This is a genomic window from Vreelandella aquamarina (genome assembly GCF_020075495.1).
Taxonomy (GTDB): Bacteria; Pseudomonadota; Gammaproteobacteria; order Pseudomonadales; family Halomonadaceae; genus Vreelandella; species Vreelandella aquamarina_A.
On sequence record NZ_JABYQT010000016.1, the window covers coordinates 1 to 11,514 of the forward strand.

Here is an 11,514-nt window from a genome sequence, read left to right on the forward strand (position 1 = left end):
GTCGAGTGATAATTCACATGGAGTGATATGGCGGGATATGCAGATTGGGCGGGGAAAATAGCGGGTGAAACGGGGAGACATGGAGTTATATACAGTGCTATACAACGCTATAATTATTATCCAGCATCAGGACTTTTTGAGCCATAAGCTTCTGATTACCTTAATCATCCTCGAGCAATCAATTACGTGTTACCCAGGCAACTCCCCAGGTAAGCATTGTTTGCTTTCAACGTCATGAAAACAGCGATTGTATCGTCAGCCAGGATTGTCTGCCACGCCCGTTGCATGACCGTCGCTTTTTTGCGGTGTTAACGGTTCAAGAAATGCTGGGCTACGCTGAATAGCATCCAAGCCCGACAGGAGTACGTCATGGACAAGCGCATCATCGATGCCATTCGAGAAAAGGAGCAATTGCCCGCCAGCATGACCGATAGCGAGATTGCCAGGGAATACAAGGGAACCTATACCGCGGCCAGAGCCGCCATCAGCCAGGATCACAAGCCACTGGATCAGGAAATCAGTGATGCCATGGCCAAGATATTGCCTTTCATGCGCAAGAAGAAATGAAGATCATCCTGCATCCCTGACAGAAGGTCCGCAGACCTTCTGTCAGGGCATCTCGTTCACGCTGTACCGGCGACTAGCCCAGCGAGTTCTCGTTGAGGCGCTTGGCTTCGCTTTCAGCCTCCTCACGCGAGGAGTAGGATACGACCGACGTTTGATCATCCTGGGAGTCATCGGGGCGGGTGTCGATGACATGAAACTCGCCACCACGCTCCTGCACTTTATAAAACTTGCTCATCTTTCCTTCTCCTTGGCTGAACCAGCTCCAAGCGTAGACCACATTGCCCCAACCTTCCTGTGCGTGAAGCTGGCCCTTGCCGACCCTTAACAAGCCTTATACTCCAGATAACAATAACTTATATCGAATTTTCAAGGTTCAGGAACTAGCCATCGCAGGCATCAGTCTTTATTATCTTGGGCCTTCAACTCAGCGGGAGCGTGGAATGCATCAGCAAGTAAAATGGGTCAGCACGCTTTTGCTGGCTATTTTATCGAGCGTATCGCCGCTGGCAGGCGCTTCCACCTTCAGGGTGGTTGCCTCATTTCCCGTGCTTGAAGACTTGGTCAAGCGTGTGGCAGGCGATGATATCAGCGTCAGCACGGTCGTTCCCCCTGGTGCAGACGTACATAACTGGGAACTGACTCCGCCTAACGTGCTGGCCATCGAAGAGGCCGACATCCTGTTCTATAACGGTTTCGGGCTCGAGCCATGGCTGCGCCATGTCAAAGCCATGTCGGACGATTCGCTTTTGCTGAAAAGCGTTGCCGAGAACGCCGACTTCACTCCCCAGCCCATCCTGACAGGACGCTACAAAGGCACGCCTGACCCGCACATGTGGTTGGATCCCGAAGGCGCTGCCGCCTACGTCGAGGTGATCGCGGATACGCTGGCTGAGCACTATCCAGACCAGGCCGAAGGCTTTCATGCTCGCGCACAGCAGACCTATCAGGCCCTGCAACTTCTCGATCAGGCGATCAAGGAGCGTCTGGACGGCGTACCCAATATCAATCGCACACTGGTCACCAGCGAAGCGGGCCTTGGCTATTTTGCGCGTGCCTATGACCTGGAGTATGCCGCTATCTGGGGCGTCAACCATGAAACCCAGGGCAGCGCCCAGGCGATGGCCCAGATGAGCACCCGTTTGGCCAACGAGCGCCCACCCGCGCTTTTTTATGAAAGCACCGTTGCGTGTATCCATATGGATGCTCAGGCCAGAGAGCACGGCATCAAGCTGGCAGGTCCACTTTACGTGGACACCTTGAGCCCGGCGGATGGCCCGGCCTACAACTACCCGGCCATGCTGCGCCATAACGCCGAACTGATCCATGAAGCGCTGGGCGGTGCCAGGCCTGATTGACGGTGTGGCAGTTACGCGCTGGCCGCCTCGTACAGCTCGCCCAGGGTCGGCAGGAGCACATCGGGCTGGCTGAGCTCGATGGGGTCGCCGTGATTGTAGCCGTAGGGTAGCGCCAGAGTGGCAAACCCGGCCGCCTTTCCGGCGCCGATATCGTGGCGCGAATCGCCTACCATCAGGCATTCATGAGGGGCGAAGCCGAACCTGTCAGCGGCGTGTAGAAGCGGCATCGGCGACGGTTTTTTCTCCGCCAGCGTATCCCCACCCAGGCAGAGCGCAAACCAGTCTTTCAAGCCAAAGTGTTCAAGAATGGGGGCGATGAAGCGTTCAGGCTTGTTGGTAATCAACACCAGCGTAAACCCTGCCTGATGAAGTGCTTCCAGCGCGTTCTTGACCTTTGGATAGAGCCGGGTCAGCGCATTGGGCGCGGCGCCGTAGTGCTGCATGAATCCTTCAAAGGCGCGTGCTTGAAGGTGCGCCTTCGGCGGCTGCCCGGCGGCCCAGGTGAGCGCCCGCTCGACCAGCACTGGCGCACCGTTGCCGACCCACTCACGTACCTGGTGCTCATCGGGTACTGCCAACTCAAGCTCGCCCAGCGTGCGCTTGAGCGCTGCAGCCAGATCAGGCACCGAGTCGATCAGCGTGCCATCGAGATCGAAGGCGATCAGCCGCTTGCCGTGTAGAATTGGGTGCACGTAGTTACTCCTTGAGGATGGGCCTGAAAAGGCATTCAGCCACGAGATAGGCCATCCGTTATCCAGTAGGCGGTATGCTCGGTATCTTACTGGCGTAAAAGCACGGATGCATTCGTCAGATGAGCAGGAAGCTTCTATGCTCAAGCAAGCTAAGCCAAGGAGAAATCAATGGGCATACCTCGCATAGTTATCGTCGGCGGCGGCGCAGGCGGCCTGGCCCTCGCTACTCGACTGGGCCATACCCTGGGCAAACGCAAGCATGCCGAAATCGTGCTTCTGGACCGTAGCGCCACCCACGTATGGAAACCCTTGCTGCATGAGCTTGCTACCGGCATCTTGAACTCCACCATGGATGAGGTCGATTTTCGCGGCCACTCGAGTGTTCACGGCTACCGCTACCAGCGAGGCTCGCTGGCCGGGCTTGACCGCGACAGTAAGACGCTCAACCTTGCGGCCATTGTCGATGAAGACGGCGAAGAGGTGCTGCCCGAGCGTACCCTCACCTACGATTATCTGGTGCTTTCACTAGGAAGCGTGTCGAACGATTTCGGCACCAAGGGCGTTTCCGAGCATTGTCATTTCATCGATTCACCCGTACAGGCCAAGGCCTTTCAGCGTGACATGATCAACACCTTTCTGCGCTATACCGACCCGGCACTTAGAGAGCATACGACCCTTAGTGTCGGCATCGTGGGCGCCGGCGCCACCGGTGTTGAGCTTGCCGCCGAACTTCTGGATGTCACCCGCCTGCTCAATGCCTATGGGGTGACCAATGCAGACGACAACCAGATCAGCGTTCACCTGATCGAAGCGGCGCCGCGTATTCTGCCCGCCCTTTCCGAACGGGTCAGCCAGACCGTTCACAAGGAGCTTGACGAGCTGGGCGTCAACATCCACGTGGAAACCGCCATCGAAGAGGCTCAGGAGTACCAGCTGGTGACCAAGGATGGCGAGGTGATCGAAACCGATCTCAACGTATGGGCCGCGGGCATCAAGGCACCGGATTTCCTTGCCGAACTGGGGCTTACGGTGAACAAGAAAAACCAGATATGCGTCGAACAGACCATGCAAAGCGTGGACGACGCGACCATCTTCGCCATGGGTGATTGCGCAAGCTGCCCGCAGGAGGACGGCTCGACAGTGCCGCCGACGGCGCAAGCGGTACGCCAGCAGGCAGGGGTACTAGCCGACAACCTCGGCAAGGCGCTGAAAGGCAAGCCGCTCAAGCCTTTCAAGTTTCGCAACAAGGGATCACTGGTATCGCTTGCCCGTTACGACGCTGTCGGCAACCTGATGCGCAGCGGCGCCTCCCGAGGGCTGTTCCTGGAAGGCTGGCTGGCGCGTAACGCCTACGCCTCGCTCTACCGCATGCATCAGGTGTCGATCCATGGTGTGCCCAGAACAGGACTCACCTGGGTGGTGGACAAGCTGAACCGCTATCTGAAGCCCAGAATGAAGCTACATTGAGCGTGGATATTCAGCGCTTCGCCAGCGCATCACGCAGGGTCCGGATCACCGAGTCGTAGCCGTGAGGATCATCGGACTTGTGAGCACCGAAGATCGCCGAGCCGGCCACGAAAGTGTCCGCACCGGCGGCGGCGATCTCGGCAATGTTGTCCACCTTGACGCCACCATCGATTTCCAGCCGGATCGGCCTGCCTGAAGCGTCGATACGTGCACGCGCTTCGCGCAGCTTGTCGAGCGTCCCAGGAATGAACGATTGCCCGCCAAAACCGGGGTTGACGCTCATCAGCAGCACCATGTCGATCTTGTCCATCACGTAATCAAGGTACGACAGCGGCGTTGCCGGGTTGAACACCAGCCCCGCCTTGCAACCGCCATCGCGGATCAACTGCAGCGAGCGGTCGATATGCTCCGAGGCTTCCGGATGGAAGGTAATGTAGCTAGCCCCCGCCTCGATAAAATCGCCAATCATGCGATCCACCGGCTTGACCATCAGATGCACATCGATGGGTGCTGTCACACCGTGATCACGCAGCGCCTTGCATACCATGGGGCCAATGGTCAGGTTAGGGACGTAGTGATTGTCCATGACATCGAAGTGAACGATATCTGCTCCGGCGGCCAGCACGTTATCCACCTCTTCCCCCAGACAGGCAAAGTTGGCGGATAGAATCGAAGGGGCGATCAAGTTATCTTGCCCAGCGCTCATGGCACACTCCTGATGAATCGTTGAAAGAGGGGGTAACCGGCCTTGCAGGAAACAAGCCAGGTCAAGCCCGCAAGAAAGCGGGCATTTTAACAGAGCGGACCCGAAACAGGCGCTGTTTTATGCAAGGAAAGCATCGAGCAGCAGAACGACCTCCAGCGAGAAGGCTCCGCGATGGCGTAGCACCGCTTTATTTCCAAAAAGAATATAAATCCATATTGTAATTCCATTATGCCAGATTTACTCTTGGGTCATTGCGACCCGCTCGCCATTTTCTTCAAGGAGCCTGCCATGACATTACCCGTCCTGTTCCGCCGCAGCGTGCTAGCCATTGCCCTGGGCGCCAGCCTTGCCTCGCCTGCCATGGCGCAAGAGCGTGAACTTCTGAACTCTTCCTACGATATTGCCCGCGAGCTTTTCAGCGCGATCAATCCGGAGTTTGAAGCCTGGTGGCAGCAAGAGCATGGTGAAGAGGTCGACGTCAATCAGTCCCACGGTGGCTCTTCTGCCCAGGCACGGGCCATCCTGCAGGGACTGCGTGCCGACGTGGTCACCTTCAACCAGGTAACCGACGTACAGGTGCTGGCCGATGCCGGCCTGGTTGCCGAAGACTGGCAGCAAGCGTTTGACAACAACGCCTCGCCCTACTATTCCACGACTGCGTTTCTGGTGCGCAAGGGCAACCCCAAGGGCATCGAAAGCTGGGACGACCTGATCAAAGAGGACGTGGGTCTGGTCTTCCCCAACCCGAAGACCTCCGGCAACGCTCGCTACACGTATCTCGCCGCCTGGGGGTTCGCCGACCGGGAATTCGATGGCGACGAAGAGCAGATCCAGGATTTCATGCGCACGCTGCTGGCTAACGTCGCGGTGTTCGACACCGGCGGTCGTGGCGCGACCACCAGCTTCATCGAGCGCGGCATCGGTGACGTGCTGATCAGCTTCGAGTCCGAAGTGAACAACATTCGCCGTGAATATGGCAGCGATGACTACGAAGTCATCGTGCCCCCCATGAGCGTCCTGGCTGAATTCCCGGTCGCGGTGGTGTCACAAAATGCCGAACGAAACGGCAATACCGACCTCGCCGAAGGCTATCTCGAGTATCTCTATACCGAAGAGGCCCAGCGCACGCTGGCCGGTTTCAACTACCGCGTCCATAACGATACCGTGCTGGAGGAGTTCGCCGATGACTTCCCGCAAACCGAACTATTCAACGTCGAGGACGTGTTCGGCAGCTGGGACGAGATCATGCAGACGCATTTCGAAGGCGGCGGCATGCTCGATCAGTTGCAGCGTCGTTAACCCGCTACCATGACCCAACGCGCATTACGCTTTACCGGCAGTACCCGTGTACTGCCGGGCTTTGGCCTTTCCATGGGTATCAGCGTGCTGTTCATCTCGCTGGTGCTTCTGCTGCCCGTTACCGGACTCTTCGGTCAACTTGCCGGACTCAGCCTCGCCGAGTACTGGTCGATCATTACCGAAGGCCGGGTAGTGGCAAGTTATATGGTCACCATCGGCGCCGCCGCAGTGGCAGCGCTGGTCAACGCCGTATTCGGCCTGCTGCTGGCCTGGGTACTGGTTCGTTACGAGTTTCCCGGCAAGCGCCTGCTCGATGCCCTGATGGACCTGCCCTTCGCCCTGCCCACCGCGGTAGCCGGCATCACCCTGGCCACGCTCTACGCAGGAAACGGCTGGATGGGCAAGCTGCTCGAACCGCTAGGCCTTCAGGTTGCCTATACCTGGGTGGGCATTGCGCTCGCCATGGCGTTCACCAGCATTCCGTTTGTGGTACGCACCGTTCAGCCAGTCCTCGATGATTTGCCCGCCGAGGTGGATGAAGCTGCCATGTCGCTTGGCGCCACTGACGGTGTCGCCTTTCGCCGGGTGATCATGCCGCACTTGTGGCCGGCCCTGGTCACCGGCACCGGCCTTGCGTTCGTGCGCTCGCTGGGCGAGTTCGGCGCCATCATCTTTATCGCGGGCAACATGCCTTATGAAACCGAGATCACCGCGCTGATGATTTTCGTCAAGCTTCAGGAGTACGACTACGCCGGCGCCTCGGCGATTGCCTCGGTGGTGCTGTTTGTCTCGCTCGCCCTGCTGCTGGCCATCAACGTCTGGCAAGGGCGATTCATACGTCGCCTGCACGGAGGCAAGGGCTGATGCGTCGAATTGGTGATGCCCCGGCCGTCAGGCGCTTGCTGATAAGCGCTGCACTGGTGCTGTCGGCGCTGTTTTTGCTGCTGCCGCTGGTGGCCATCTTCGCCCAGGCGTTTTCTCAGGGCGTCATGGTGTTCTGGGCCAACGTCAGCAACTATTTCACCTTGCACGCCATTGCCTTGACGCTCGGCGTGGCGCTTATGACCATTCCCATCTGCCTGGTATTCGGGGTGGCCCTGGCCTGGCTGGTGACCCGCTTCAGCTTTCCCGGCCGGCGCCTTCTGCAAACCCTGATCGACATTCCCTTTGCGGTGTCGCCGGTAGTTGCCGGGCTTATCTATCTGCTGCTTTACGGGCGCAACGGCTGGATCGGAAGCTGGCTTGACGGTCACGACATCCAGTTGATGTTCGCCTGGCCGGGTATTCTGATGGTCACGGTCTTCGTGACCTGCCCCTTTGTGGCTCGTGAACTGATACCGCTGATGCAGGCCCAGGGCTCGCGCGAGGAAGAGGCGGCGGCCACGCTGGGCGCCCGTGGCTGGACAACGTTTCGCCGCGTCACCCTGCCCAATATCCGCTGGGCACTTCTCTACGGGGTGATTCTGACCAATGCGCGGGCCGTAGGCGAATTTGGTGCCGTTTCGGTGGTCTCAGGCGCCATTCGTGGACAGACCAATACGCTGCCGCTGCATCTTGAACAGCTCTACCAGGATTACAACGCCGTCGGCGCCTTTGCCTGCGCGGCCCTGTTGGCCCTGATCGCTCTGCTCACTCTGGCGGCCAAGGCAAGTCTTGAATGGCGCGCATCGCGCCGGGAGGTGCTCACATGAGCATTCGCTTAGAGAATATTTCCAAGCACTTCGGCACCACGCAGGCCCTCGAGCCTGTCAACCTGGATATTCATGAAGGCGAGCTGGTCGGTCTGCTGGGCCCTTCCGGTTCCGGCAAGACCACGCTTTTACGCATCATCGCCGGCCTGGAAAGCGCAGACCGCTCTGCCAGGCCGGGCCGCATCCTGTTTGGCGAGCGCGACGTCACCCACGTGCACGTACGCGACCGGCGCATCGGCTTCGTGTTTCAGCACTACGCGCTGTTTCGCCATATGAGCGTCTTTGACAACGTCGCCTTCGGGTTGACCGTCATGCCTAGAAAGGAGCGCCCCTCAAGCGGCGAGATTCGTGCGCGCGTGTTTCGCCTGCTTGAAATGGTCCAGCTCGAGCACCTGGCCAAGCGCTACCCGGCCCAGCTTTCCGGCGGCCAGCAGCAGCGCGTCTCGCTAGCCCGTGCGCTTGCAGTCAAGCCGGATGTATTGCTGCTGGACGAGCCGTTTGGCGCGCTGGATGCCAAGGTGCGCCAGGACCTGCGCCGCTGGCTGCGCCGCCTGCATGGCGAACTCAACTTTACCAGTGTGTTTGTCACCCACGACCAGGAAGAGGCGCTCGAGCTTTCTGACCGGGTGGTCGTGATGAGCAACGGGCGCATCGAGCAGATCGATGCGCCGGATACGCTCTATCGCGCGCCCAGAAACCGTTTCGTGTTCGAGTTTCTGGGTGACGTCAATCACCTGGAAGGCAGCGTGCGTAATGGAGTATTGACCTGCGGAGATGCCTATCTACACGTCAACCTGCCCGACGGCGCCGAAGAGTTGCTGCTGCGTCCGCATGAGGTACGCCTGGCCGAGCAGCCAAGCGATACCTGCCATTTGCCGGTCGTGGTGACGGCCATTTCACCGGTAGGCGCCGAGGTTCGCGTCGAACTTGAAGCCGACTGGCTGGCCAAGCCCTGGCTTGCCACCGTGCGTCATGCAGATTTCGAGCGTCTGGGCATGAAGCGTGGCCAGCATCTTTATGCCCACCCGCGCCAATGGCACAGATTCAACGACCAGATGCAGCCTGCAGCCCAAGCCACGCGCGCCGCGTAGCCATTTGGCCGGGTCGACCACGCATTGCTGGCGTTTTGCATGTAACAGCGGCATAGTTTACGCACCCGGTTGTAGACACAAACCGTTGTTGGAACAGATCGTTATCACGGAGAAAAATCATGCTTCGGCGCCACTTCTTACGTCTTTCAGGAGCGCTTGTAGCAGGCGCTCTATTAGCAGGCTGCTCAAGCCCGCAGTATCTTCAGTTGAGCCCCGAGCGCAGCGCCGCCGTTCCGCAAACCGGCTCTGGCCAGCAGGTAACGGTCGTCGCCGTCGATGGCCGTGAGCGTGAAGTGATCGGCACCCGTTCAGGTGGCAACATGTCGACGGCGCAGATCACCGTCAACAGCCACGAGTTGATTCCGCGGCTTCAGGCCGAAGCCGAGCGCGCGGTGCGCGAAATGGGCTTCAACCCGACCACCGAGCAGGCACAAAACCGCCCCACGCTGACCCTCGAGCTCGCCAGCCTGCACTATGGCCAGGGCGACAGCGGCCAGCCGCTGGTGGATGAGGCGCGTCTTGAAGGCGTCTTCAGGGCGATAGCCAAGAACAAGGGAACAACCTATACCGGCACCTACACATCGCGCCGCACCCAAGGGTACGCCGTCAAGCCCGGTGAAGACACCAATACACGCATGCTGAACGATTTGCTCAGCGATGGGCTCAACCGGGCATTCAGTGATCCCGAACTGGGTCGCGTGCTGGCCCGCTAGCCGTGCATGTGGGCCACGCTATTGGCGTGGCCCGCGCCGCTCAAGCGTCCAGACCGACTCCCTGCAACCCCGCTCATCGGGCTCACCACGCTCGAGCAGCGTTACCTGAAAATTGGCGGCAAAGAGTCTTTCTATTTCGATTGCGGGCACGCTGTAGGGCGGGCCCGCACCGTTATCAACGTGCTCGAGACTGACCAGAAGCCCCTTGGCCGCCGGCGGCACGAGCTGCGCCAGATGAAACGCATAGCGCTCGCGCGTGGCGGGCGGCAAGGCGATCAGCGACGCGCGATCGTAGAAAGCGCCTATTTCGGCCGCTTGCTGGATATGCAGGTGAAAGAAATCTCCACACCACAACTCCACACTACCCTGGCGCGAAACCTCGAATCCTGCCTGGGTATAGCGCGCGACCGCCACTTCACGCTCGGCCAGGAACTGATCGATGGCTTCCGGCGCAAGCTCGATACCCAGTACCGGGTGGCCAACGTCGGCAAGCCAGCGCATATCCAGGCTTTTGCCACATAACGGCACCAGCACCTTGGTGTCGGGCGCAACGTTCAGCTCAGGCCAGTACCGGGTAAGCGCTGGATGAGGGTGCTGCAAGTGAAAACCGATGCGCCCTTCTTGCCAGCGCGCTCGCCAGGAAGTGTTCATAAGCCACCCATGCCTTGATGAGGATCAGAACCAGCGGTCACGCTTTTTACGTCGACGCGGCAGGTGCGGCACGATCAGTCCCACCAGCAGCCCCGCTCCGGCCACTCCACCGCCGTACATGAAGTAACGCATCAACAGATCCTCTTCTTGAGTATCCAGGCGCGCCTGCAAGGCCCGCACTTGCTGACGCGACCGCTCGGCCTGGTTATCCAGCTCGTTGTTGCGCGCTTCAAGCTCGGCAATGCGCTGCTCGCGCACCTCCAGCGTCTCACTCATCGAAGAGGTGCGCTGCTCCCAGGTATCGTTGATGCCATCGAGCTCGGCAGTCAGCTCATCGACCCGCCCCTGGAGTTCCGGCAACTGCTGGCGGGCGCTGGGGGTTTCCTGAATCTCACTGGTCAGCACCCATACGGTATCGCCGCTTTGCCCACGCACGCGGGAATAGTCCCCGCTTTCTTCGAGCACCTCGACCTGTTCACCGGCTTTCAGAGTACCAACGATGCGATAGCCATCAGTAGGGCCGCTGCGCACATAAGTGCTCAGCTCATCGCTTACCCACGCCTGGTTGTCGGTTTGTGCCGTTGCCTGAACGCTTGCCATACTCAACAACACACCGGCAGCGGCGGCAACATAAGAAAAACGAAATTTATCTGCTTGCATGACGTCATGTCCTGATCAAAAAAACGCTGCATGGCAGACGAGGCCACCAGCGCTTACAGCGTCGCGCCTGTCGTAGGCGCTTACCCTTCGCTACGCGGCGGTAGAGGAAAGGGACGAGGAAACTCAGCGACGCGGGCATCGCTTTTTACGGCTTTGAGAGGACCTTCGCGCTCCACCTCGTCAATGCGCACAATGGCATTGAGCGGCAGGTAGCTGCGCTTGACGCCCTCGAAGGTTCGCTGCAACTTTTCCGTTGCAGGGTCCACCACCACCCGCGACGCATCGTCAAAGACAAACTCCTCGACTTCAATAAAGCCCCAGAGTTCGCTTTGAAAAATCTCTCGAACGTATAAATCCCAAATTTCACCCTGCTGGTGAACCACCACCCGGTATATCGGCTTGGCCGCCATCTTGGCCTATTCCTCTTGCCACTGGAACGTGAATCTTCCGGGCTAGCGTACCATAACCTGATCCACGGGACCTTAGGCGGCACGCCGCAAAGCGTGAATAACCGCTGGCAGAAGACCTGATGATCGCCTCACTAGCCGTTCATGCGGGCGTCATGTCGTGTAAACAGTGGGTACGTTCTTGCGTTGATTTTCTGCCTGCCAGGGTATCCAGC

At 59.2% G+C, this 11,514-nt stretch carries 14 protein-coding genes; 8 read left to right on the forward strand and 6 right to left on the reverse strand.

The annotated features are described in order from the left end of the window. Positions 1–369 precede the first annotated feature (369 nt). Complete coding sequence (locus HW452_RS16340) at positions 370–567, forward strand: hypothetical protein (RefSeq protein WP_224107161.1); 198 nt, start codon at positions 370–372, stop codon at positions 565–567. 73 nt (positions 568–640) lie between these two features. On the opposite strand, the gene HW452_RS16345 is transcribed toward HW452_RS16340, so the two are convergent. Next, the gene (locus tag HW452_RS16345; protein ID WP_224107162.1) at positions 641–802 is read right to left on the reverse strand and encodes a hypothetical protein; all 162 of its coding nucleotides are present in this window, start codon (positions 800–802) and stop codon (positions 641–643) included. 205 nt (positions 803–1,007) lie between these two features. Here HW452_RS16345 and HW452_RS16350 point away from each other — a divergent pair, with 205 nt between their 5' ends. After that, positions 1,008–1,922 (forward strand): metal ABC transporter solute-binding protein, Zn/Mn family, encoded by a 915-nt coding sequence (locus tag HW452_RS16350; RefSeq protein WP_224107163.1) that lies wholly within the window; start codon positions 1,008–1,010, stop codon positions 1,920–1,922. An 11-nt stretch (positions 1,923–1,933) separates the two neighbouring features. Here HW452_RS16350 and HW452_RS16355 read toward each other — a convergent pair whose 3' ends face one another. Continuing rightward, positions 1,934–2,614 (reverse strand): phosphoglycolate phosphatase, encoded by a 681-nt coding sequence (locus HW452_RS16355; protein WP_224107164.1) that lies wholly within the window; start codon positions 2,612–2,614, stop codon positions 1,934–1,936. A gap of 168 nt (positions 2,615–2,782) precedes the next feature. Here HW452_RS16355 and HW452_RS16360 point away from each other — a divergent pair, with 168 nt between their 5' ends. Continuing rightward, positions 2,783–4,081: an NAD(P)/FAD-dependent oxidoreductase gene (locus tag HW452_RS16360; RefSeq protein ID WP_224107165.1), complete on the forward strand. Its 1,299-nt coding sequence runs from the start codon at positions 2,783–2,785 to the stop codon at positions 4,079–4,081. A 10-nt stretch (positions 4,082–4,091) separates the two neighbouring features. Here HW452_RS16360 and rpe read toward each other — a convergent pair whose 3' ends face one another. Next, a complete protein-coding gene (gene rpe, locus HW452_RS16365; RefSeq protein WP_224107166.1) occupies positions 4,092–4,787 on the reverse strand; it encodes a ribulose-phosphate 3-epimerase in 696 nt (231 codons plus the stop codon). Between the two features lie 288 nt (positions 4,788–5,075). Between rpe and cysP the strand changes: the two genes are divergently transcribed. The 5 genes from cysP (at position 5,076) to HW452_RS16390 (ending at position 9,581) form a co-directional block, all read left to right on the forward strand. After that, positions 5,076–6,086, forward strand: coding sequence for a thiosulfate ABC transporter substrate-binding protein CysP (cysP, locus tag HW452_RS16370; RefSeq protein ID WP_224107167.1), 1,011 nt, complete (start codon positions 5,076–5,078; stop codon positions 6,084–6,086). A 9-nt stretch (positions 6,087–6,095) separates the two neighbouring features. Continuing rightward, positions 6,096–6,950 carry a sulfate ABC transporter permease subunit CysT gene (gene cysT, locus HW452_RS16375; RefSeq protein WP_224107168.1) on the forward strand — a complete coding sequence of 285 codons (855 nt, stop codon included), beginning with the start codon at positions 6,096–6,098 and terminating at the stop codon, positions 6,948–6,950. Next, on the forward strand, positions 6,950–7,777 hold the full coding sequence (cysW, locus tag HW452_RS16380) for a sulfate ABC transporter permease subunit CysW (protein WP_224107169.1): 828 nt from the start codon (positions 6,950–6,952) through the stop codon (positions 7,775–7,777). Before cysT ends, cysW begins: the two co-directional genes overlap by 1 nt. Then, positions 7,774–8,868, forward strand: a complete 1,095-nt coding sequence (locus HW452_RS16385) for a sulfate/molybdate ABC transporter ATP-binding protein (RefSeq protein ID WP_224107170.1) — start codon at positions 7,774–7,776, stop codon at positions 8,866–8,868. Before cysW ends, HW452_RS16385 begins: the two co-directional genes overlap by 4 nt. A gap of 119 nt (positions 8,869–8,987) precedes the next feature. Continuing rightward, entirely contained in the window at positions 8,988–9,581 is a 594-nt protein-coding gene (locus HW452_RS16390) for a YajG family lipoprotein (RefSeq protein ID WP_224107171.1), read from the forward strand. Between the two features lie 18 nt (positions 9,582–9,599). Here the strand turns inward: HW452_RS16390 and HW452_RS16395 are convergent, their stop codons facing one another. The 3 genes from HW452_RS16395 to HW452_RS16405 form a co-directional block, all read right to left on the reverse strand. Next, positions 9,600–10,232, reverse strand: a complete 633-nt coding sequence (locus tag HW452_RS16395; protein ID WP_224107172.1) for a thiopurine S-methyltransferase — start codon at positions 10,230–10,232, stop codon at positions 9,600–9,602. 24 nt (positions 10,233–10,256) lie between these two features. Next, a complete protein-coding gene (locus HW452_RS16400) occupies positions 10,257–10,892 on the reverse strand; it encodes a TIGR04211 family SH3 domain-containing protein (RefSeq protein ID WP_224107173.1) in 636 nt (211 codons plus the stop codon). Between the two features lie 80 nt (positions 10,893–10,972). After that, a complete protein-coding gene (locus HW452_RS16405; protein WP_018916745.1) occupies positions 10,973–11,302 on the reverse strand; it encodes a DUF1820 family protein in 330 nt (109 codons plus the stop codon). Positions 11,303–11,514: the final 212 nt, after the last annotated feature.